Raw genomic sequence first — 20,248 nt, forward strand, 5'->3', positions numbered from 1 at the left:
GAACCTGCTGATCACCGGACCCTGCGGCAGCGGCAAGACCTACCTTGGCTGCGCGCTGGGCCACAGCGCCTGCCTGCGGGGCTACAGCGTGCGCTACTACCGGCTCTCTCGGCTGTTGCTGGAGCTGACCCAAGCCAAGGCCGACGGCAGCTACCACAAGCTGCTCAAATACTTGGCAAAGGTTCGGTTGCTGATGATCGACGACTGGGGACTGGAGCCGCTGAAACCGGCCCACCGCAATGACTTGATGGAGATTATGGACGACCGGCACGGCCAGACCTCGACGCTGGTGATCAGCCAGCTGCCGACCGATCAGTGGTACGCCAGCATCGGCGACAGCACCCTAGCAGACGCCATCCTCGACCGGTTGATGCACAACGCCCACCGGTTACAGCTGAAGGGTGAATCGATGCGGAAAATCCTCGGCCAGTTGACCGAAGATGAACACCTGGGCTAAAAACGTCTGGGCGTGATGCGTTGAGAAATCAGGTGTTCACGTTCGTCCGGAATCGGTGTTCAACTTCGCCGGAATACGCACCCGACGTCGGCAACCAGCAGTGGACGTTATTTTCGTGGCAGTTTCCTGGGGAATTTCCTGGCTGGAATCGGTTTCCCGGCGAGTGCTGCTTCATGTGAGAAACCCCGCTTCCGATTAGGCTGGTTTTGTTGCTATAACGCTACGAGTGCTGATCCTATCCGTTTATTTCCACCGTAGGCGCCAGGCCGTTCGCCTAGGCTACGTCGGTTGGGGGCGCAGCTCGCTCAAGCCAAGTCGGTTCTGATATCGGCCAACGCCCGCTATCTGTACAGGGACCGCAATATTCTTGCGGTATGCAATAAAGGGCATACCTGAGCCGAACTGCATCGTGATAAGGCAGAGGACTTCGGGGTATATCGCAACTTGGAAAAAGGGACTGGCGCCTCTGGGCGAAACTTAGGCGTCATGCGGGGGCTTGGCGAATCTAACCCTATAGCTTGAGCGGGAGAGAGGGGCTGTGACGGCGCACTGCAGTGGATGACGGTCGTGATAGTGGCAGAGCAGCCTAACTGCGTGGATTAAAAAAACAGCGGGCAGGGCCCGCTGTTGTTGTTTTGACTGTCTGAAGAACAATCAGGGCCGGTCGTCCACCTCTTCCTCTTTCTCCGGCGGCAGTAAGTCTTCCTTGCAGATCCCCATCATTACCAGCACATTGGCGGCCACGTAGATGGAGGAGTAGGTGCCCACCAGCACGCCGACCAGCAGCGCCACCGCGAAGCCGTGGATCATCTCGCCACCGAACACCGCCAGCGCCACCAGCACCAGCAAGGTAGTCAACGAGGTCACCAGAGTGCGGCCAAGGGTCTGGCTCAGCGAGTTGTTCATGATCTCGATCGGGGTGCCCTTGCGCATCATGCGGAAGTTTTCGCGGATTCGGTCGGACACCACGATGGTGTCGTTCAGCGAGTAACCGATTACCGCCAGCACCGCCGCCAGCACGGTCAGGTCGAACTCGATCTGCAGCACCGAGAAGAAGCCCAGCACGATCAGTACATCGTGGGCCAGCGCTGCTACCGCGCCGACGGAGAACTTGAACTGGAAGCGGAACGCCACGTAGACCATGATCATGAACAGCGCCAGCAACATGCCGAGACCGCCCTGTTCACGCAGCTCTTCACCGACCTGGGCGCCGACGAACTCGTTGCGGCGTAAGGTCAGGGTCTGGCTGCTGTCCTGTTGCAGCGCGGCGACCACCTTGTCACCCAGTTGCGGGTCATGGTCGCGGCCGAGCCTGATCAGGATATCGGTCGGAGAGCCAAACGTCTGCACCACCGCATCGTCGTAGCCGGCGGCGGCCAGCTGGTCGCGGATCTGGTTCAGGTCGGCCGGCTGTTCGTAACCGACCTCCACCAGGCTACCGCCGGTGAAGTCCAGGCCGAATTTCAGGCCGTTGACCGCTAGTGAGCCGATGGAGATCACCAGCAGCAGGATCGACAGCGCGGCCGCGCCCTTGCGCAGGCCCATGAAGTTGTAGATTTTCACTGTATTCGCCATTCGGTCATCCCCCTCAGATCGCCAGTTTCTTGATGCTGCGACCGCCGTAGACCAGGTTGACCAGCAGACGGGTCACCAGGATGGCGGTGAACATGGAGGTACAGATACCGACCGACAGGGTAACCGCGAAGCCCTTCACCGGACCGGTACCCATCGCGAACAGGATCAGCGCGGCCAGCAGGGTGGTGATATTGGCATCGAAGATGGTCGAGAAGGCGCGTTCGAAGCCGGCGTGGATTGCCGACTGCGGCGGCAGGCCGTTCTTCAATTCCTCCTTGATGCGGGCGAAGATCAGTACGTTGGCATCCACCGCCATACCGACCGTCAACACGATGCCGGCGATACCCGGCAGGGTCAGTGTGGCCGACAGCATCGACATCACCGCTACCAGCAGCACCAGGTTGAGTGTCAGGGCGACGTTGGCCAGCAGGCCGAACACCCGGTAGTAGATTGCCATGAAGATCAGCACCAGTGCGAAGCCGATCTGTACCGAGGTCACACCCAGTTCGATGTTCTGGGCACCCAGGCTTGGCCCGACGGTACGCTCCTCGACGAAGTAGATCGGCGCCGCCAGGGCGCCGGCACGCAGCAGAAGTGCCAGCTCGGAGGACTCTCCGGCACCGTCCAGGCCGGTGATGCGGAACTGGTTGCCCAGTACCGTCTGGATGGTGGCCAGCGAGATGATGTTCTTCTCGACGTACGGCACCCGCTGCTCGACCTGCTGTCCGTCCACGGTCTTGTAGACGGTGCGCTGCTTATGCTCGACGAACAGTACCGCCATGCGGCGCTTGACCGCGTTACGGGTGGTGCGTGCCATCAGCTCGCCGCCCTGGGAATCGAGGGTGATCGACACCTGCGGCATGCCGTTCTCGTCGAAGGTCGCGGCGGCGTTGGAGACGTTGTCACCCTTGATGATGATGTCCTTCTCCAGCGTTGCGGTGCGGCCCGGCTCACTGCGGAAATCGTAAGTTTCGGTGGTGGCCTTCGGCGCCCGCGGCGCGGCCTCCAGGCGGAACTCCAGGGTTGCGGTCTTACCGATGATCCGCTTGGCGGCCGCGGTGTCCTGAATGCCCGGCAGCTGCACTACGATGCGGTTGCGGCCCTGACGCTGCACCAGAGGTTCGGCCACACCCAGTTCATTGACACGGTTGCGCAGGGTGGTCAGGTTCTGCTTGAGGGCGTAGTCCTCGATCTCGCGGATTGCCGCTTCGCTGAGGTTGACCACTACGTAGTAGGCATCGTCCTGATCGTCAGTGGTCACCAGGAACTGCTGGTACTCCTTGCGCAGCAGCGACAACGCCTCGTCGCGCACCTCGGGTTGGGCGAACTTGGCCGCCAGGGAGCCGTCGGCGCGGGTTTCCAGGCTACGGTAGCGCAGCCGCTCCTCACGCAGCTTGGATTTGATCTCGGCGGCGTAGTTTTCCAGCTTCTGGGCAACTGCGGTCGGCAGGTCGACCTCCAACAGGAAGTGCACCCCGCCACGCAGGTCAAGGCCCAGCTTCATCGGCCCGGCACCGATATCGGTCAGCCAGTCCGGCGTGGTCGGTGCCAGGTTCAGCGCCACCACGTAGTTGCTGCCCAGGGCATTGGCGACCACCGCCTTGGCCCTCAGTTGGGTTTCACTGTCCGCGAAACGGATCAGGCCGTTGCGTTCGTCCAGTTCGACGCTGGTGAAACTGATCCCTTCGCGCTCCAGTGCCTCTTTGGCGCGGTCGAGCAGCGGCTGGTCGACCTGGTAGGCGTCACGGCTGCCGGATAGCTGGATCGCATAGTCATCCGGATAGAGGTTCGGTGCTGCGTACAGCGTGCCCAGTGCCAGCACCAGTACGATCAGCAGGGTTTTCCACAGGGGGTATCGATTGAGCATGGTCGGTGCCCGGATCCTTCAAGCAAGAAAAGAAAAACGCCACTGAACTGTGCAGTGGCGTTTGTATCCGCAGCCTTAGATGTTTTTGATCGTGCCTTTCGGCAGCGCGGCTGCAACGTGCAGTTTCTGGAACTTCAGTTCGGTACCTTCGCTGACTTCCAGTACCACGTAGTCGTCGTCCAGGCGGATCACTTTACCGATGATGCCGCCGCTGGTGACCACTTCGTCGCCTTTGGAGAGGCCGCCGACCAGGTTTTTATGTTCCTTGGCGCGTTTGGCCTGCGGGCGCCACATGAAGAAGTAGAAGATCAGACCGAAGCCGACCAGGAACAGGATGTTGAACATCTCCGGAGCCGCAGCGCCTGCAGCGCCTTCGGCATATGCCGGGGAGATAAAGAAGCTCATTCGGCTTAACTCCTAATAACTCTATGAAAAATATGGATGTTCTTACGCTTCCAGCGGCGGCGTTTCGAGCCCTCGCTGATGGTAAAAGTTGTCTACAAAGTCGCTCAATTTACCCTGTTCAATAGCCTGACGCAAACCAGCCATCAGGGTCTGATAGTAGTGCAGATTGTGGATGGTATTGAGCTGTGAACCGAGGATCTCGTTGCACTTGTCCAGGTGATGCAAGTAGGCCCGGCTGAAGTTCTGACAGGTGTAGCAGTCGCACTGTTCGTCGACCGGCGCGGTGCTGGCCTTGTTGGCCGAATTGCGGATCTTGACGATACCGGTGTGGGTGAACAGGTAGCCGTTGCGCGCGTTGCGGGTCGGCATCACGCAGTCGAACATGTCCACGCCGCGGCGCACCGCCTCGACGATATCCTCCGGCCGGCCGACGCCCATCAGGTAACGAGGCTTGTCTTCCGGCATCTTGTAGGCCAGGTGGTCGAGGATCTTGATCATCTCCTCTTTCGGCTCGCCGACCGACAGGCCGCCGATCGCGTAGCCATCGAAGTCTATCTCGGTCAGCCCTTCCAGCGACTCGTCACGCAGGTGCTCGTACATGCCGCCCTGGATGATACCAAACAGCGCCGACGGGCTGTCGCCGTGGGACTGCTTGGAGCGCTCGGCCCAGCGCAGCGACATCCGCATCGACAGTTCCGCCTCTTTCTGGGGGGCGGGGTAAGGCGTGCATTCGTCGAAGATCATCACGATATCGGAGCCCAGCGCGCGCTGTACCTCCATCGAACGCTCCGGTGTCAGGGTCACCTTGGAACCGTCCACCGGCGACTGGAAAGTGACGCCCTGCTCGGTGATCTTGCGCATAGCGCCGAGACTGAACACCTGGAAACCGCCGGAGTCGGTCAGGATCGGCTTGTCCCAGTTCATGAAATCGTGCAGGTCACCGTGCTGGGAGATGATCTCGGTACCCGGCCGTAGCATCAGGTGGAAGGTGTTACCCAGCAGGATCTGTGCGCCGGTTGCTTCAATATCACGCGGCAGCATCCCCTTGACGGTGCCATAGGTGCCGACCGGCATGAAGGCCGGGGTTTCCACGGTGCCGCGCGGGAACTTCAGGCGGGCACGGCGGGCCTTGCCCTCAGTGGCGACCCGCTCGAATTTCATAAAACACTGTCGACTCATTTCGTCTCCGAACTCCCGTCTTTACGGGTGATAAACATTGCATCGCCATAGCTGAAGAAGCGGTAACTTTGCTCGACCGCCACCTGATAGGCGTGCATGGTGTGTTCATAGCCGGCGAACGCGCTGACCAGCATCAGCAGCGTCGACTCCGGCAGATGGAAATTGGTAATCAGGCAGTCCACCGAGCGGAACTGATAGCCCGGATAGATAAAGATATCGCTCTCGCCGCAGAACGGTTCGATCTCGCCGCTGCGGCTGGCGCTCTCCAGGCTGCGTACACTGGTGGTGCCCACCGCGATGACCCGCTTACCGCGGGCGCGGGTTGCCTTGACCGCCTCGACCACCGACTCCGGCACCTCGATATACTCGCTGTGCATGATATGGTCTTCGATCTTGTCGACCTTGACCGGCTGGAAGGTGCCGGCGCCGACATGCAGCGTGACGAATGCGGTCTGCACGCCCTTGGCGGCCAGTTTGTCCAGCAGCGGCTGGTCGAAGTGCAAGCCGGCGGTCGGTGCCGCCACCGCGCCCGGCTGGCTGTTGTATACCGTCTGGTAGCGCTCGCGGTCGGACAACTCGTCCTCGCGCTTCATATAGGGCGGCAGCGGTATATGACCGTGCTGCTCCAGCGCCTCCAGTAGCGAACCTTCCAGCTCGAAGCGCAGTTCGAACAGGTTCTCGTGGCGGCCGGTCATCTCGGCACGCAGGCCGCCCTCCAGCAGCAGGATGGCACCGGCCTTCGGCGAGCGGCTGGAGCGCACATGCGCCAGTACCCGCTGTTGGTCGAGGATTCGCTCGATCAGCACCTCGACCTTGCCGCCGCTCTCTTTCTGGCCGAACAACCGCGCCGGGATCACCCGGGTGTTGTTGAACACCATAAGATCGCCGGGCTCGATCAGCTCGATCACGTCGCTGAAGGTACGGTGCGCCAGCGTGCCGTTGTTGCCCTCAAGGCAGAGTAGCCGGCTGCTGGAGCGTTGCGCCAGCGGATAGCGGGCGATCAGCTCGTCCGGTAGTTCAAAATGAAAGTCTTTAACCTGCATGAAACCAAAAAAGTGAGGTTGAGGAAGCGGCGAAGTGTACCGGAAAATCAGCTTTTTTTCAGGTCAGCGTAGACAGAGCATTGACGGATGCGCCGGGCCGCCTATAATACCGGCCTCACGATGTGCCAGTGTGGTGAAATTGGTAGACACGACGGATTCAAAATCCGTTGCCTTCACGGGCGTGCCGGTTCGAGTCCGGCCACTGGTACCATGTGAACCCTTTGATTCTAAACGGGTTTACAAAGCACATCCCCCTAAGCGTTGTTTGTTGTCATTCCTAAGTGGTCAACGAAGTGTCAACGCAGAGCCAAAAAAAATCAGGCCGCAGCCTTTCCGACAAGCCTTCGTTGTTTGATCGAAAGAGCCAACCAGCTATACAGATCCGACTGACTCATTCCCCTGTTCTGATAGTAGCCTAAGATATCCTCCCAGCAGCCAGACGCCTTCAGGCAGTTCCACGCTTGATCAACCGTAATCCCGTTTCTGGCGATGATGGATACGAAGTTTCCCAGAAAAAGCGCCACGTTCTTTTCGTTGCCGAGTCCCGGCGTTTTGTACGCTCGTTTCAGCACCTTCTCGGAGGCGCGTTCGAAACCCACATCATCATGCAACAGGCACCAGATCGGATCGACCCAAGCGGTATTGAAGTCGAGGCGGATACTGTCCAAGGCGTATTGCCACAGCCCTTTGAGGTGGTCGAAGGCTTCCAGGTAGTTCGATAGACCCACGTCAGAGCCCCGCTCGAACTGTTTCAGCACCGAGTGATGGAAACGCATTTCCAGACGCTGGACGGGCTTGTCAGGGTCATAGCTACCGCCGAGGTGCTGGAAGATCCCCGATTGTTCGCCTTCCCATTGGGAGCGGAAGAAGTCGAGCTTGTCGGATGCATGGGCTTCCTTGGTCTTGTCGTACAGGCACATCTGCAGGGACTTAACCGAACCGACTGTGATCGACTGCAAGCCACCGTATCTAAGCGCCACGTCTGAGGCTTCGAAGGTGAAACTGTCCAGGCCGTCACGGGTGGCACAACGCCGAGCGCGACAGGTGAGCCGGTCGAGGAAGTCAGCCCCAGGTTGCCAGCCTTGGAAGTCCAGGGCGAGGTGCACCGCGACACCTTGATGCTCTATCGGTCCAACCGACAGCCAATAGGCGATACCGTCCATCAGGTTCTGGGCGTCTTCCGGGGCGTACTTCAGCAGGAACTTAGGTGAGCACTCGACCTTGATATGGCTGGAGGTGTTCTCGATCTTGGCATGGCGTGACTTGATGAACACGATCAGACCAATCTCGTTGTTCTGGAGCCGGATCTTATAACCAGAGCTACCGCCGTTGCAGACCGCGAACTCATAGCCGTGTACATGGATAGTCTGCGTCTTCTTGATACCTTCTTCGTACAGAGCATAAATCTCTTCGTAGACCTTCATGTCGAGCTGGCAGCGGTAGAGCTGGCGTACCGTGTCGACTGTTGAACGGAGCAGCTGTATCGAGCTGAGGTCTTGTATCTGACCAGGCCAACAGAAAATTCTTCCTTCCGGGGACTCCTGCATAATCCCACCTTGGTCAGGTGATAGATAACGTCCGGGCATTTTCTTTTTCATGATCTGATTTCCCTTTCTTCGTATCTGTCCACTCTATGTGAACGTTGGTTAGATTTTTTGACACGTGCTACAGGGCCGTGTCGGACGGCCCCGGCCCGTCGCCCCTGCTGCCTGCTGCGCGTCAGCCGGGGCTACGGGCCGTTAGCTTTCATCGTCGTCGTTGGATTGGCAGAGCTTGAGCCAAAGCATCAAGGCCAAGCCGACATACACTAGGGCGATACTCATCGTTGGAACTCCCACCAGTGTTTAGGGGTGAAGGGTTGAACAAGCAGGCTGATGCTGAAGATCAGCAGGCAGAACGCTTTGTTGAGGCGCTGTAGTAGCGTGGGCGGTGGCGGCAGCTTGTAGCCTTTGAGGTGGTATGGAGTCAGCAGACAGTGGGTTCCCGCGGTGCCGTGATGTTTGATGGCCCAGGACGGCGCATACTCTTCGCTGAGTTTCTGGGCGGTGTTGTAGACCCGCTTCACGCTGTTGATGTTGAAGTGCACCACCGAGGTTTTCAGGCTGCCCTTGGCGTTGGAGTGGCCGAGGTAGAACTTGGTTCGGATGGTGGAGGACGGGAAGCAGAGCGCGTCACCGGTGAAGATCCGCCACAGCTTGCCGATAATCGGTATTGGCACCACCCCCATATTGATACCGAAGCCGGTTTCGTTGCCGACCGAGTTTCTGATCTGCTTGTCGAGCATTTCGATGTCTTGCACCAGGAACAGGGTGTCGTAGCCCATCTTGCGCAGAAGCACCGCGATGGAGATCAGCTCTAGCCGTCCTTTCTTGTTGAAGTCGCGGGTGTTCATGTTCTGGGCCAGCTCATCGAGCAACAGCAGGGAGTTTTCGCGGGCGTTGTAGTTGGGGCCGGGCATATAGCTGCCGTCTGGGCCGATGATCAGCCCCTTGTTGCCGATCGGCAGGTTCTTGAGGTCGTCGGCGGTGGGGTGATCGGGTAGCCGGTAGATCCGCATCGACTTGTCATGCTTGTTCTTGAAGTGTTCCGGGTAGAAGTCGACGTTGGTGCAGACGATACGGCCCTTCTTGAGGTAGCGGGTGACCGCGAGGTAAACGGCGGTGGCGGTTTTACCGGCCCCTAACGTGCCGGTCAGGATGCGGTAATACATGGCTCTATCCCTTGAGCATTTGTAGTAGGGTGCCGTGAAAGTCGATAGTGGCCCTCGCTATCGAGGCGGAGACTAACGCGCCGATACAGGCTACGGCATTGTCCGGCACCACCCAGGACATGGCGCGGCCCAGGTCGTCGCTGACGATGAACGACAGCCCGCCGATGATGCCGGATACGGTGGCGTACCCCACCCCGACCACGCCGACGAAGGCACCGACCAGGGTGAGCCGCATGACGATGCCGGCGTCTATATGCTGGACGAAGCGCCCCAACAGCTTGTTGAACAGGAAGCCGATCAGTTCCGCTAGCTTAGGCATTGGGGACACCTCGCTTGCCGAGAATGATGTACCAGCAACCAAAGAGCGTGACCACCGACAGGAACCACTCCATGATGCTTTTCATGGCGTTCAGCTTCTGGCATTGGTCAGTGCTGGGGAACACCACCGAGGTGCCTCGCCAACTGAGGGTCAGGGTCTCGCAGCTGCTGGAGTGGTCCAGGCCGATACCGGGTCTTGGGATACTAGGCAGGTCCGGTAGGTTGTCGGCGTAGTTGGTGATGTCCTTGTAGAGATCGTCGGGCAGTTCATCCATTTCCCGTTCGGTCGGCACATCGGTTTCGTCGATCTGTACCGGTTCGACCACCCGCACGTCCAACACATCTTGGGCGTCTTCCGATTCGTCGGTCGGGTCTTCGTCTATCTCACTGCCATCGAGGCCGGTTTCGTCTTCGATGGCTTGGGTCCAGTCCTGCAGGGCCGTTGCCAGTTCGGGGAACATTTCCGGGTTGTTAGCGATGGTTTCGAACGCTTGGCGCAGTTCAGCCGGGGACAGTTCTTCGATGGCTTCGGTCAGCGCTTCTTGCAGCTCCTCTTCGGTGACCGGTTCCGGGGGAGCCACGGTACAGCCGCTGTTGGGGGCGTAGGTATCCAGCCAATCTTGGCTGTAGTTGGTACAGCTGTATTCGCCGATGGTGAGATTGTATTCAATGCCGTTGCCGCTATGAGTGTATTTACCCATCGTTGGGCTTACGAGATAACAGTTGCTATGGCCGGTCATCCCGCACCACTGTTCAAGCGCGGCTTCGGGGCTGGGCAGGTATTCAGATGAAGGGGTGTAACCGGGGTTGGCAATGTAGAAGTGGCCCGCTTGGCCGGAGCCGGAACCCGTACCAGGGTTGCCGGTCAGCACTTGGCCGGTCAGGTCGTCGATAAACCAACCTGCCGCCGAGATTGCGCCGATGATGGCGAAGTTGAAGGCCGCCGCACCGGGATTCAGGGCCCGCGACTTCTTGGCGATCTGCACGATGCGATTGGCGGAGTATTGCGCCCGGATCTTCTTATAGCGGCGGTTGCCGCCGGGCAGTTTGGCTTGGGCGGAGTATTCGACATCGGCAGCTTGGCCGTTCCAGCGGGCACCGGTGACTTCGCGGGCGTTGACGCTGAAATCGAAGGCTTCACCAACGTTTGGAATCAGGACGTATAAAAGGGCGAGCACGAAGGCCCGCCCTTTGCGCCCGTGCTGGACGGACATAGACCTACCCTCCCGGTTAGATCTGCGAGCCGAAGCGCTTGAACAGCTTGAACAGCACCAGCGCGCCGAACAGGGTGATCACCACCGGCCACACCAGATCGGCCAAGGCCAGACCGTCAGCCTGTACGTTAGCCAGTTCGGTACCGATGGCAGCCGGTAGCGCCGCATTAGCATCTACGGCGGCAGTCGCCAGCATGGTGACAACCGCCATACGGGCAGCGGTAGACCGCTGCAGCAGGGTGGCAAAGCGGGACTTCAGGGCTTCGTTGTTGATCAGTTTTTTGTCGACGCTTTTCATGGTCGTTTCCTCTCTGATGGATTTCACAGTTGCTCGAAGAGCTTTTTTAAGTACGTGATGAGAATCGAGGAGCCATAGCCCAGCGCGAAGGCGCCCAGAATGTGGCCGCTGTATTCACTCAGGAAGGTTTCCAAGGTCATCACGTTTTCCCCCTACCGGAACGAGCCCGCCACCCAGCCAAGGCAATAGGCAAGACCGAGCGTCGATTGCACGATGATGCTGTTTGTTTCCTCGCTGATAATGGCGACCTCATCCCGGAAGACTTGATCCTCGACCGCATGGGCCGAGGGGATCAGTAGCAGGGAGCTGGCGACCGCCAACAGCAGCCCCAGGGCGAAGGCGGTGCTATTTCTTAGCAGTCGCATGGCTCAGCCCTCCTTAGTCCTTGCCCGCAGCTGAAGAACTCTTCCCAGCAGCGGGACCCGGAACGGGCTTAAAGGCGATAGCGCGAAAGGACATCTTGTCTTGCGCGCCGCGAACCAGTTCAACATCGACATCGAAGGAGCCGGGGACGTTACCCCGTACCCGGTCGAGCAGTTCGAAGTCGCCGGACATCTTCATCACTTCGTTGCCGATGTAGTTTTCATCGTCCTTGTTCTCGCCCAGGCAGAAGAACTGCGCGCCGGAGGTGCCGTTGTCCATCTTGAAGCGCTTGGCGGCGACGATGCGGACGTTGGTCATAGTGGTGTTCATGGTCGTATCCTCGAGTAGTTACCTAGCGGAGTTGGAAGGGACGCAGGCTAGGTTTTCTGCGTCCCGCTTTCGTCGGCAGTCCCGAGCGGGCAGCTAGTTCCGCATCGTCGGGTGCCACGGGTTGAAACTGGGGCCGGTACCAGCGGGCCGGGTCGTAGTACGGAGCGCCGCGAGTCTCTGCCCAATCGGTGCGGCAGAGGTGAACCCCCTTGAGCCGACCGAGGCGGCGCAGATGGTTGGACGGTCTGGCCGCTTCGCGGGGTTGGACAGGGGGAAAGGCAGCAGCGGAGTTATCCACAGAGGACGGAGCCAGACGGCACAGCGGCGAGGCAGTCGGATAGCAACCGACAGACAACGCTTGCCAGACATCGAGGCCGGGGAAGTTAGACGGCTGAATCTCGTCGCCCAGCTTCCGGCCACAGTGCACCGCCCACTCGAAGCGCTGGCCGACATCGGTATTGCACAGCCAGCGGTAGCAATGCGCGCAACACTCGATGCCGTACAGGGTCTTCAGGCCGGGGTGATAGATCGGGTCCAGGAAGGGCACAAAACCGCCGTAGGGCCGGTGCTGGCCGTATTCCATTTCGCACCAGCCACAGCGGCAGAAACGTCCCGGTTTTCCCTCTATGCCGTACATGGGGTCCGTCCTCTAGTTGGGTGCGTTAACAGCGGAATGAGCGCCGGGGTTCTTGTCGGAGTGCTACCGCCGCCGTTAGGCCCCCGCCCGACACAAACGGGTACGGCTCGTTTGCGTCGACCGGCGCCCCAGGCAAGAACATGTCCCGAGTCAGCGGGCAGCGGTAACGCTTAGGGGGGTGGATAACGCCCTCACTGCGCAGACGGTGAATAATCCCCTCTTCGCCACAGCGGTAGCGGAACCACGCCAGCGAACGGACCGAAGCCGGATGATCGGAATAGATGTCCAGGGCAGAGGTGCGGAAGTGGCGAGACTCGGCCAGGGTTAACCAGCGGCGCAGCCGGAACAGCAGACGCTGAAGACGGGTGATGTCGGGCTTTGGATAGCCGCAGATATGCACGGCCCAATCCCGGCAGATCTGGTTGTACTCGGCTTTGAGAAATTGAAGGTGCTGGCCTGAAACCAGCTTTGCACGGCAAACGTGCTTGGCATCCCTGATACTGCCCCGGATGCGCCGTTCCAATTGCGTAAGCATGTTGGCGGCCTCCTTGGCTTAGCTTTCCCTAATAGGGGCGTTGTGACCGGACCTGTTCGATCCAGCGGAGCATATCCACGTAACGGGTAGGGCGTTCTTTTCCGAAGCCCTGGGCGAAGGGCAGTGCCACCGGCACCACACCTCGATTCATTCCCTTGATGATCTGGGCGTAAGAGCAGCCCATGAGCTGGGCCATACGGCGGGGATGTACAAACGGCCCCACTCCCAGGTTCGTGAGCTTTTGAAGCTCGGCAATCGCTGCGTTTTCCATAACGACACCTGTATACTTGATGGTTATGCTCGCCCCTCTCTGGTTGGCGCCGAAGGGGCAGACAACAATATCGACTATGCTTTAGGTGGCTACGGCATTATGGGTTACTCATATATGCGTAGCTTAAATATGAGTCTATACGCAGATATGGGTATGTCAAGCGATCTCTCGAAAAAAATTCGTTGTCTCAGGGATAGTGAGGGATTGGGACGAAAGGTGTTCGCAGAACGTCTAGGGATCTCTCAACGAACGCTAGAGAGCATCGAGAACAAGGGAACAGACCCTGCATCTTCCATCCTGCAGATGCTATGCAAGCTCTATCCCCAGTACACCTTCTGGTTAACCATCGGCGAAGTTAAGCCGGATATCGGACAGATTAGGCCACCTCTGGAGCAGATCATAGACGACTACCGAGAAACAGGGACGGATACCAAGTAGCGCTGAAGATAAGGGGAAGATGGTTCCGATTGATGTAGGTAGGAGGGGGCGTTTATGGGTAACTGAATTAGTTCCCGCAACATCTCTTGTACTTGACTCCCGATCCACATGGGCATGGATTATTTCTTCCTATCTTTAATTTCATATTTAAGTATGGCCTTTGTACAGCTGAAAGCTCTCTTGAATTGAATTTTTTACTTTGATTTAAGACAGATTGCTCATCCATTATTTTTTTTGCTTTATCTTTTTGGTCCTGAGTCAGTGGCTCACTAAATTTTACTGACATGATATCTTCAGAGCGACCGTTAGAGTTTTTAGTTTCTGTTGCTAGTATCACTATATCGTCTACTTTCGGATTTAAGTATTTTGCGACAAGCAAATATGCTTTCATGCAGTTTCTTCTGGATTCTCGGTATTCTTTGTAATCAATCTCTTCGTATCGTGGGAAAAATAGAAATATATAGAGCCTATTGGGGTAAAGAGGTGAAAATACCAAACGAGAGCTTCTTGCCTCTTCAGGCACGGAATTGAATTTGTCTAAAAATGCCTCGCATAAAATGCCTCTTGAAACTCGGTTCTCAGAAGCCAATGATTTCAATGCTTCCTCGTGTGTTTTAAAAGGAAGATTTAATTCTGGATCAACCGTACCATCCAAAATGCTCTTTGAGAAAATGGAAATTAACTTATCCCAGTATTGGCTCTTGGTTTTATTTGAGCGAAGAAACTTGTCATATTCAGAGCTCTGAAACCTTTCCCACCCCCCTTCGGAAAGCACTAGCAAAGCATTTTCTTTGTTTTTCAAAGGTAGGGGAATGTCTCCGACTAGCTTCTTTGAGGTATTACTCAAGTAGTAGGCTAAAAGTTCTTCCTCCCCAGCTATTGAAAGTAAAACTCCACTTCTAATGGCTTTTTCTTTTGTTTTTAAGTAATAAATGAAGTCATAAGTTGTATCCAATTTACTAAAGATTAAATCCAAAGCTAGCTCATCAAAAACATGAACAAACGTCTTGTTAGGATTTATGTCGCCTAGTACAAAAGGTTTCTCCAAACAATCTTCCATTGTGTGGTAATAACAGTGCAATAAAGTTCCAGAACTTCCTTTGTCTATAGAGTTAAAATAATTAATTGCTGGGGTTGTGCTATTTTTTGTTACTGCTATCAAGTATACTTCAATATCTGAAGAATCTAGGTGGATTGGAAATTTTTGCTTGCATTTTTTGTCTAAATATAAGCGTGACGGGTTCGACTTAATAAATGATTCTGCACCATGAAGCTGAGATGCGGATTTTATAACAGACCTTTTTAACCAGCGTTTCCAGGCTACTTCAACATCAATTTCTTTATTGAATGATATTTCTTTATCAGAAAATATCAAAACCTTATTTTCAAATACTACTAATAAATCGCAAAGCTCATCGCCTTGTTTGTTTTTTTTAAATCCTTCATCAGTGTAAACGTTTGGGTAGCTCCATAATCCAAAGAAGGTGCTATCTGCTAATCTAGCAAGGTATCTCTCACTTTTGTTCTGTCCTTTTTGTTTTTTTATTTGTGAAAGCATCGTTTGCAATGTGACCTTTTCTTTATTTAATGTGATGGAGATACATTAAGGTTAATTGGAGCTTAAGCTTATGTAATCCATGTCCCTAAGGTTAGCTTTACACCCGTGCTTTTTCTGAAGTTTGCCTGGGCTATTGCAATGCCAACTGTTGTGAGTCTAAATTTAGATAGATTTGTGTCTTTCCATTCTTTGAATAGATGCTCTAGTTTTTCGCTTTTGCTTAATATGTATTTCTTCGCTTCCTCACTTTCCATTTTGCTAGATTCATAAAGCTTTAAAAGCTTTTTCTCAGATTTTGGATCTATATTTTTCCCCTCCATCATTTTCTTAAAGGCTATACTATCTATAGCTCTAAATTGATATTTGTCTTCAAATATAAAGCATTTCATAATAAGGTCTAAAGCCGGATCAGTATCTTCAAATATATCCTCAAACTCCTGCAGGGTAAAACCTTTGCAAAGAAATGCAGTGTATTGGTCTAGTAATATTTGCTCTAATGGTTTATAAAAGCTTGTGTCCATCAATCCGATACAACCGGTGTATGCTAGGTGTTGGTAGCAAGAATCTGAATTTTTTATGTCTTTTGTGAATGGCAAGATTACTTGTTCCAAATATTTTACAAGATCATCTGGCTCTAAAAGTCCTTGCTTTGTTGTTTGCGTAATTAAAAAGTTTATTGTTAGTGTATTCATCTGTTCGGTGGTTAGCTTGGCCGAAACTTGCAATGCTTCATCTAATACTATTTGATGAATGTTTCTTTCAGGGGTTGAGGCTCTTTCAACTAATATATCTACAAGAAGATTTTCTAAATCTTTATCACCTGTCTTTGCATATTGTTTTTGAGCTTCATACAGTGCAGCCTGCATACCTGGCTGGTTCATTTGGCTTATTGCCTCTTCGTTTTCCTCTTTTAGTTTTGATAAAAAGCTATCTGTTAACTCTTCGGCTCTACCTATTGCTATTGCAGCTGCATCTTGTGAAAGCTGTAAAAAGTTAGATTTATATACATCAAGAGCTATTTCTTTTGCATCTGAGTAGCTAATTCCTTGGTTAATGACAATGGACTGTCCTTGTAGGTTTGTTGAGCAATCCCCGCCTTGTTGTTTTTGATTCTTATCATTTATCATTAGTTTTTCCTATATTTATATCTCTAGCAGACTGGTAATTTCTTGAATTGGATCCTGATTTTTGAATTTGCTTGTTTTTTAATTTGTTGCTAATAAAAAGACCAGTTATTAATGATATGACAAATATGCCGGCTCCGCTAAACAACCATTCTTTATTGTCTAATAAAAAGTCCATTGAGTTTCCTTTGTTAATATGGAGGCTTTATATCCCTCTTTTAAATTATGTCATCTTAGATATAGGGTTCATTCTTACCGCCTCATTCAGATGCTCGGGAGCTAGATGAGCATAGCGCATCGTCATCTTGATATCAGAGTGCCCAAGGATCTTTTGCAGGGTGAGGATATTCCCGCCGTTCATCACAAAATGACTGGCGAAGGTATGGCGTAGCACATGGGTACGCTGGCCTCTGGGTAGGTCGATTTCTGCTTTCGTCAGTGCGGTGGTGAAGGTGTTGTAAGAACTGTCGAACGGTCCCTTGTTCAGTCGTCGGCGTAGATCCTGTTCAAGATCAGGGGAGATCGGGACGAATCGATTTCTTCGAGACTTGGTACCGACGAAATGAACCCGGCCGGGGAGTACATGGGAGCGCTTGAGGTTTTCGGCTTCTGACCAACGGGCCCCGGTCGATAGACAAAGCCGGGTGATCAATGCAGCGTCCTTGTTTCTCATTTCATCCATGTGGCTGAGTAACCGTTGTATCTGTTCGTGATTGAGCCAGGATAGCTCGGCCTCATCGTGCTTGATTTTCGGTAGGCCAGCAAGAGGGTTACCGTGCTTCCACTCCCCGAACTTGACCAAAGTCCCATAAACCGCCGATAGGTAGGCTTGTTCATGGTTGACCGTGTTTGGCTTCACCGAGGTTAGACGGGTGGCCCGGTAACGGGTGAACATGGAAGGGGAGAGATCGACGGCCAGAGGGTCGCCCAAGCGTTCACAAGTGCCCTTGAGAATTCTCAGCCGGTTCTCAGTGTCCTTGAGCTGTTTGCCGTGCAGGGAGAACCATAGATCGATCAGCTCTGATAGCCGGGTCTGATCCTTCTTCTTCAGTCCCCAGGGCTCGCCCTCGATATACTTCCTTCGGATGAACGCTTCATAGGCCAAGGCTTCCGCTTTGGTCTGGAAGGTCTTCCGGTATCGTTTCAGGCCACTCCTGCCCCCCGGTTGGATATCCACTTTCCAGCCGGATTCTGTTTTCCTTATCGCCATAGTCACATTCTGTCGTTGGTCAACGGAATGTCAACGCAGTCTGATTTTTCTGTCTATTTTGTGTGCTATCGACAGCTTTTCACTGATCAAATGCCTCGTAACACATTGATTTATATGGTTTGTGAAAAACCATTCAATATCCAATATAGAATTCAAAATCCGTTGCCTTCACGGGCGTGCCGGTTCGAGTCCGGCCACTGGTACCATGTCGATCATCTCATCGATGATCAATCTAGAAGCCTTGTAATATGGGGCTTCAGAAGAAAGCGGAGCCGAAAGGTGGCCGCTTTTTTTGTGCCTGAAATATTCCTGTTGTTCCCTGTCTATTCCTGCCCGATTCTGTCCCCTTTGCTTCGTCTTGCGCATCCTCAGTCAACGCAGGTTGACCGCAATGTTGTTTATACCACTTATGCCCGGCACCGGATGCAGCCAGTTGGTGGTCTTTGCCGGTAGCGCAGAGCAGAGCGAGAGGTCTGCTTGATCGCTTGCAGTCAGTCAGACTTTCAATAAAAATACTGTATAAATAAGCAGTATTTTTGGATGCGTTATGGCTGTGGAAACAGGTTCTCTGCATTCGTTGCTACAGAAAGGGGTGGTTTGGCAGGCGTACCGCCAACCAAGTGACAAGGCGGTATCACTGAGTACCGGCTATCCGGAACTGGACCAGGCGTTGCCCGGTAGTGGCTGGCAGCGCGGCCAGCTGGTCGAACTGTTGTACCGCCGGGAAGGGGGCGGCGAGCTGCGGTTGCTATTGCCGGCGCTGGCTCAGCTTTGCCGCGAAGGCGCGGACGAGCGGGAACCGGGCTGGCTGCTGTGGGTCGATCCGCCACACATCCCCTATGCACCGGCACTGGCCGAAGCGGGGGTGGACTTGGCGCGGGTGCTGGTGGTGCGCAGCAACAGCCGGCGTGACCGGCTCTGGTGCCTTGAGCAGGCACTGAAGAGCGGTTGCTGCAGCGCGGTGCTGGGTTGGTTGCCGACCGGCCAGGAAAAGGCGATCCGCCGGCTGCAGGTGGCTGCTGTCGAGGGCGGGGCGGCCGGGTTCCTGTTCCGACCGGCCGGCTGCCGTGAGCAGAGCAGCGCGGCACCTTGCCGATTGTTGTTGCAGAACCGCGCATCGGGGGCGGAGGTGACCATCCTCAAGCGTCGCGGCGGTTGGGCGCTGCCGGCCATGCATCTTTTGCTGGGCGAAGAGCGGATCCTGCCCGCCATCCACCAGGAACGGCCCGAGCTACGGCTGGTGGACTGAGATGACCGCCTCCCGAGCGTCGACCGGGCGCGAACCGCTCTGGCTCTATCTGCACTTCCCGCTGCTGGCGCTGGAGTGCCAGCTGAATCTGTCGGGCGTCGCTGCGCCGGGCGCCGCCGCCCTGTTGGACGACGCGGGCCGGCAGCTGCGGCTGTGCAATGGTGACGCGGTTCGGGCCGGGGTGGAGCAGGGCATGGCGCCGGCGACGGCCTACAGCATCTGTCCGGAACTGCAGCTGCTGAAGCCGAACCCCGAGCAGGCCCGTTATCAACTGGAATCCCTGGCCTTCTGGGCCGGCAACTTCAGCGCCCAGATCAGTCTGTATCCGCCAGACGGCCTGCTGCTGGAGATCGCCAGCATGCTGCACTATTTCGGCGGTTTGGAATCGTTCCGGCAACGGCTGGAACAGCAGCAGCTGAGGCTGGGCTACGGTGCCTGTCGTGCCACCGGCCACACCCCGCAGGCCGCCCGGCTGCTGGCCCGGGCGGGGCGCCAGCTCTGTCTGGCCGATAAACACGCTCATCTGCAACAGTTGCAGGAGCTGCCAGTGAATCAGCTGGAGCTGCCTGCGCGCATGGCCGAACAGCTGAACGGCATGGGGCTGCAGCGGCTGGCCCAGCTGCTGCAGCTGCCGCGCGAGTCGCTCAGTAACCGCTTCGGGCCTCACCTGCTGGATCACCTGGACCGCCTGGTCGGCCGCACGCCGGACCCCCAGTCGCCCTTTCTGCCGCCGCCACAGTTCGTCCGCCTGCTGGAATTCAGCCGCGAGCTGGAGAGCAGCCAGGCGCTGCTGTTTCCGTTGCGGCCGATATTGGAATCCCTGCAGGGTTATCTGCGGCTGCGAGGCCTGCAGGCGGAACAGCTGCAGCTGCTGCTGGTGGCACGCGATGGCGAACAGCAATTGCTCGAGATCTGTCATGCCGGTGGTGCCAGTGAGGCGGGAATCTGGCTGGAACTATGCAGGCTGCGTTTCGAGCAGCTGCGGCTACAACAGCCGGTGCTGGCGATGCAGTTGCTGGTCGAGCAGTTCCGCGAGCTGGATGCGGAAACCGTCGACCTGTTCAGTCCGCCCCAGGGACGGGAGCGTCCGGCGCAGCTGCTCAGTCGGTTGCGGGTTCGGCTCGGCGAACAGGCGGTGCAGCCGCTGGCACTTTATCCCGATCACCGGCCAGAGAAGGGCTGGACCACTCAGGGAACTGCCAATCTGGAGGTGGTCGCCGTGCCAAAGGGGCGGCCGGCCTGGTTGTTGCGCCAGCCGGAGCGACTGGCCCAGGCGCAACTGGAGCGGCAAGTCGAATTGCTGAAGGGGCCGGAGCGGATCAGTGGCGGCTGGTGGGACGGCCTGCCGGTGCGGCGCGATTATTATATTGGCCGCTGGTCGGATGGCCGGCTGGGCTGGTTGTTCCGCGACGATTGTGGTGATTGGTACCTGCACGGCTGGTATGGCTGAGTGGGGCTGAGCGGGGT

General features: G+C 55.9%; 23 protein-coding genes and 1 tRNA gene. 5 read left to right on the plus strand and 19 right to left on the minus strand.

Translation table 11 applies throughout. The features are described 5' to 3' along the window. A partial coding sequence (locus K6T12_RS04730) for an ATP-binding protein (RefSeq protein ID WP_222219990.1) occupies positions 1 to 457 on the plus strand: 457 nt, incomplete at its 5' end. A gap of 654 nt (positions 458 to 1,111) precedes the next feature. Here the strand turns inward: K6T12_RS04730 and secF are convergent. From secF to queA, 5 genes are all read right to left on the minus strand, one after another. After that, positions 1,112 to 2,032, minus strand: coding sequence for a protein translocase subunit SecF (gene secF / locus K6T12_RS04735; protein WP_222219991.1), 921 nt, complete (start codon positions 2,030 to 2,032; stop codon positions 1,112 to 1,114). Between the two features lie 13 nt (positions 2,033 to 2,045). Continuing rightward, a complete protein-coding gene (gene secD / locus K6T12_RS04740) occupies positions 2,046 to 3,899 on the minus strand; it encodes a protein translocase subunit SecD (RefSeq protein ID WP_222219992.1) in 1,854 nt (617 codons plus the stop codon). A 75-nt stretch (positions 3,900 to 3,974) separates the two neighbouring features. Next, on the minus strand, positions 3,975 to 4,304 hold the full coding sequence (gene yajC / locus K6T12_RS04745; RefSeq protein ID WP_222219994.1) for a preprotein translocase subunit YajC: 330 nt from the start codon (positions 4,302 to 4,304) through the stop codon (positions 3,975 to 3,977). A 42-nt stretch (positions 4,305 to 4,346) separates the two neighbouring features. Further along, positions 4,347 to 5,465, minus strand: a complete 1,119-nt coding sequence (gene tgt, locus K6T12_RS04750) for a tRNA guanosine(34) transglycosylase Tgt (RefSeq protein ID WP_222220210.1) — start codon at positions 5,463 to 5,465, stop codon at positions 4,347 to 4,349. A gap of 14 nt (positions 5,466 to 5,479) precedes the next feature. Continuing rightward, complete coding sequence (gene queA, locus K6T12_RS04755; protein WP_222219996.1) at positions 5,480 to 6,526, minus strand: tRNA preQ1(34) S-adenosylmethionine ribosyltransferase-isomerase QueA; 1,047 nt, start codon at positions 6,524 to 6,526, stop codon at positions 5,480 to 5,482. 124 nt (positions 6,527 to 6,650) lie between these two features. Here queA and K6T12_RS04760 point away from each other — a divergent pair. Next, positions 6,651 to 6,737: transfer RNA gene (locus K6T12_RS04760), tRNA-Leu, on the plus strand. A 106-nt stretch (positions 6,738 to 6,843) separates the two neighbouring features. On the opposite strand, the gene K6T12_RS04765 is transcribed toward K6T12_RS04760, so the two are convergent. The 10 genes from K6T12_RS04765 to K6T12_RS04810 all read right to left on the minus strand — a co-directional run bounded on the left by K6T12_RS04765 (position 6,844) and on the right by K6T12_RS04810 (position 13,202). Continuing rightward, positions 6,844 to 8,124: a hypothetical protein gene (locus K6T12_RS04765; RefSeq protein ID WP_222219997.1), complete on the minus strand. Its 1,281-nt coding sequence runs from the start codon at positions 8,122 to 8,124 to the stop codon at positions 6,844 to 6,846. Positions 8,125 to 8,345: 221 nt separating this feature from the next. Next, the gene (locus K6T12_RS04770; RefSeq protein WP_222219999.1) at positions 8,346 to 9,236 is read right to left on the minus strand and encodes a zonular occludens toxin domain-containing protein; all 891 of its coding nucleotides are present in this window, start codon (positions 9,234 to 9,236) and stop codon (positions 8,346 to 8,348) included. A gap of 4 nt (positions 9,237 to 9,240) precedes the next feature. Continuing rightward, positions 9,241 to 9,555: a DUF5455 family protein gene (locus K6T12_RS04775; RefSeq protein WP_222220001.1), complete on the minus strand. Its 315-nt coding sequence runs from the start codon at positions 9,553 to 9,555 to the stop codon at positions 9,241 to 9,243. After that, positions 9,548 to 10,768 carry a hypothetical protein gene (locus tag K6T12_RS04780; protein WP_222220003.1) on the minus strand — a complete coding sequence of 407 codons (1,221 nt, stop codon included), beginning with the start codon at positions 10,766 to 10,768 and terminating at the stop codon, positions 9,548 to 9,550. Before K6T12_RS04780 ends, K6T12_RS04775 begins: the two co-directional genes overlap by 8 nt. Before the next feature lie 16 nt (positions 10,769 to 10,784). Beyond that, the gene (locus K6T12_RS04785; RefSeq protein ID WP_222220005.1) at positions 10,785 to 11,066 is read right to left on the minus strand and encodes a major coat protein; all 282 of its coding nucleotides are present in this window, start codon (positions 11,064 to 11,066) and stop codon (positions 10,785 to 10,787) included. 152 nt (positions 11,067 to 11,218) lie between these two features. Continuing rightward, the gene (locus K6T12_RS04790; protein WP_222220007.1) at positions 11,219 to 11,431 is read right to left on the minus strand and encodes a hypothetical protein; all 213 of its coding nucleotides are present in this window, start codon (positions 11,429 to 11,431) and stop codon (positions 11,219 to 11,221) included. A 13-nt stretch (positions 11,432 to 11,444) separates the two neighbouring features. Beyond that, positions 11,445 to 11,759 carry a hypothetical protein gene (locus K6T12_RS04795; protein ID WP_222220009.1) on the minus strand — a complete coding sequence of 105 codons (315 nt, stop codon included), beginning with the start codon at positions 11,757 to 11,759 and terminating at the stop codon, positions 11,445 to 11,447. A gap of 22 nt (positions 11,760 to 11,781) precedes the next feature. Continuing rightward, positions 11,782 to 12,396, minus strand: coding sequence for a hypothetical protein (locus K6T12_RS04800; protein ID WP_222220011.1), 615 nt, complete (start codon positions 12,394 to 12,396; stop codon positions 11,782 to 11,784). 25 nt (positions 12,397 to 12,421) lie between these two features. Continuing rightward, positions 12,422 to 12,931 carry a hypothetical protein gene (locus K6T12_RS04805; RefSeq protein ID WP_222220012.1) on the minus strand — a complete coding sequence of 170 codons (510 nt, stop codon included), beginning with the start codon at positions 12,929 to 12,931 and terminating at the stop codon, positions 12,422 to 12,424. A 28-nt stretch (positions 12,932 to 12,959) separates the two neighbouring features. Continuing rightward, positions 12,960 to 13,202, minus strand: a complete 243-nt coding sequence (locus tag K6T12_RS04810; protein ID WP_222220221.1) for a hypothetical protein — start codon at positions 13,200 to 13,202, stop codon at positions 12,960 to 12,962. 153 nt (positions 13,203 to 13,355) lie between these two features. Between K6T12_RS04810 and K6T12_RS21815 the strand changes: the two genes are divergently transcribed. Continuing rightward, positions 13,356 to 13,640 carry a helix-turn-helix transcriptional regulator gene (locus K6T12_RS21815; RefSeq protein ID WP_390879076.1) on the plus strand — a complete coding sequence of 95 codons (285 nt, stop codon included), beginning with the start codon at positions 13,356 to 13,358 and terminating at the stop codon, positions 13,638 to 13,640. 67 nt (positions 13,641 to 13,707) lie between these two features. On the opposite strand, the gene K6T12_RS04820 is transcribed toward K6T12_RS21815, so the two are convergent. The 4 genes from K6T12_RS04820 to K6T12_RS04835 form a co-directional block, all read right to left on the minus strand. Continuing rightward, entirely contained in the window at positions 13,708 to 15,198 is a 1,491-nt protein-coding gene (locus K6T12_RS04820) for a YecA family protein (protein ID WP_390879077.1), read from the minus strand. 68 nt (positions 15,199 to 15,266) lie between these two features. After that, positions 15,267 to 16,325 (minus strand): LPO_1073/Vpar_1526 family protein, encoded by a 1,059-nt coding sequence (locus K6T12_RS04825; protein WP_222220018.1) that lies wholly within the window; start codon positions 16,323 to 16,325, stop codon positions 15,267 to 15,269. Beyond that, positions 16,315 to 16,500, minus strand: a complete 186-nt coding sequence (locus K6T12_RS04830; protein WP_222220020.1) for a hypothetical protein — start codon at positions 16,498 to 16,500, stop codon at positions 16,315 to 16,317. The genes K6T12_RS04825 and K6T12_RS04830 overlap by 11 nt, the downstream gene beginning before the upstream one ends. Before the next feature lie 45 nt (positions 16,501 to 16,545). Then, positions 16,546 to 17,532 carry a phage integrase gene (locus K6T12_RS04835; protein WP_222220022.1) on the minus strand — a complete coding sequence of 329 codons (987 nt, stop codon included), beginning with the start codon at positions 17,530 to 17,532 and terminating at the stop codon, positions 16,546 to 16,548. 547 nt (positions 17,533 to 18,079) lie between these two features. On the opposite strand from K6T12_RS04835, the gene imuA reads away from it, so the two are divergent. Then, complete coding sequence (gene imuA, locus K6T12_RS04840) at positions 18,080 to 18,781, plus strand: translesion DNA synthesis-associated protein ImuA (protein ID WP_222220024.1); 702 nt, start codon at positions 18,080 to 18,082, stop codon at positions 18,779 to 18,781. A 1-nt stretch (position 18,782) separates the two neighbouring features. Beyond that, a complete protein-coding gene (locus tag K6T12_RS04845; RefSeq protein ID WP_222220026.1) occupies positions 18,783 to 20,231 on the plus strand; it encodes a Y-family DNA polymerase in 1,449 nt (482 codons plus the stop codon). Positions 20,232 to 20,248: the final 17 nt, after the last annotated feature.

Origin of the sequence: Marinobacterium arenosum, from assembly GCF_019795155.1 — a bacterium.
Classification (GTDB): Bacteria; Pseudomonadota; Gammaproteobacteria; order Pseudomonadales; family Balneatricaceae; genus Marinobacterium_C; species Marinobacterium_C arenosum.

Bases quoted from the DNA above. Each gene is read 5' to 3' on its own strand.
- secF (WP_222219991.1), bottom strand. From the start codon at position 2,032: ATGGCGAATACAGTGAAAATCTACAACTTCATGGGCCTGCGCAAGGGC.
- secD (WP_222219992.1), bottom strand. From the start codon at position 3,899: ATGCTCAATCGATACCCCCTGTGGAAAACCCTGCTGATCGTACTGGTG.
- yajC (WP_222219994.1), bottom strand. From the start codon at position 4,304: ATGAGCTTCTTTATCTCCCCGGCATATGCCGAAGGCGCTGCAGGCGCT.
- tgt (WP_222220210.1), bottom strand. From the start codon at position 5,465: ATGAAATTCGAGCGGGTCGCCACTGAGGGCAAGGCCCGCCGTGCCCGC.
- queA (WP_222219996.1), bottom strand. From the start codon at position 6,526: ATGCAGGTTAAAGACTTTCATTTTGAACTACCGGACGAGCTGATCGCC.
- K6T12_RS04765 (WP_222219997.1), bottom strand. From the start codon at position 8,124: ATGAAAAAGAAAATGCCCGGACGTTATCTATCACCTGACCAAGGTGGG.
- K6T12_RS04770 (WP_222219999.1), bottom strand. From the start codon at position 9,236: ATGTATTACCGCATCCTGACCGGCACGTTAGGGGCCGGTAAAACCGCC.
- K6T12_RS04775 (WP_222220001.1), bottom strand. From the start codon at position 9,555: ATGCCTAAGCTAGCGGAACTGATCGGCTTCCTGTTCAACAAGCTGTTG.
- K6T12_RS04780 (WP_222220003.1), bottom strand. From the start codon at position 10,768: ATGTCCGTCCAGCACGGGCGCAAAGGGCGGGCCTTCGTGCTCGCCCTT.
- K6T12_RS04785 (WP_222220005.1), bottom strand. From the start codon at position 11,066: ATGAAAAGCGTCGACAAAAAACTGATCAACAACGAAGCCCTGAAGTCC.
- K6T12_RS04790 (WP_222220007.1), bottom strand. From the start codon at position 11,431: ATGCGACTGCTAAGAAATAGCACCGCCTTCGCCCTGGGGCTGCTGTTG.
- K6T12_RS04795 (WP_222220009.1), bottom strand. From the start codon at position 11,759: ATGAACACCACTATGACCAACGTCCGCATCGTCGCCGCCAAGCGCTTC.
- K6T12_RS04800 (WP_222220011.1), bottom strand. From the start codon at position 12,396: ATGTACGGCATAGAGGGAAAACCGGGACGTTTCTGCCGCTGTGGCTGG.
- K6T12_RS04805 (WP_222220012.1), bottom strand. From the start codon at position 12,931: ATGCTTACGCAATTGGAACGGCGCATCCGGGGCAGTATCAGGGATGCC.
- K6T12_RS04810 (WP_222220221.1), bottom strand. From the start codon at position 13,202: ATGGAAAACGCAGCGATTGCCGAGCTTCAAAAGCTCACGAACCTGGGA.
- K6T12_RS21815 (WP_390879076.1), top strand. From the start codon at position 13,356: ATGTCAAGCGATCTCTCGAAAAAAATTCGTTGTCTCAGGGATAGTGAG.
- K6T12_RS04820 (WP_390879077.1), bottom strand. From the start codon at position 15,198: ATGCTTTCACAAATAAAAAAACAAAAAGGACAGAACAAAAGTGAGAGA.
- K6T12_RS04825 (WP_222220018.1), bottom strand. From the start codon at position 16,325: ATGATAAATGATAAGAATCAAAAACAACAAGGCGGGGATTGCTCAACA.
- K6T12_RS04830 (WP_222220020.1), bottom strand. From the start codon at position 16,500: ATGGACTTTTTATTAGACAATAAAGAATGGTTGTTTAGCGGAGCCGGC.
- K6T12_RS04835 (WP_222220022.1), bottom strand. From the start codon at position 17,532: ATGGCGATAAGGAAAACAGAATCCGGCTGGAAAGTGGATATCCAACCG.
- imuA (WP_222220024.1), top strand. From the start codon at position 18,080: ATGGCTGTGGAAACAGGTTCTCTGCATTCGTTGCTACAGAAAGGGGTG.
- K6T12_RS04845 (WP_222220026.1), top strand. From the start codon at position 18,783: ATGACCGCCTCCCGAGCGTCGACCGGGCGCGAACCGCTCTGGCTCTAT.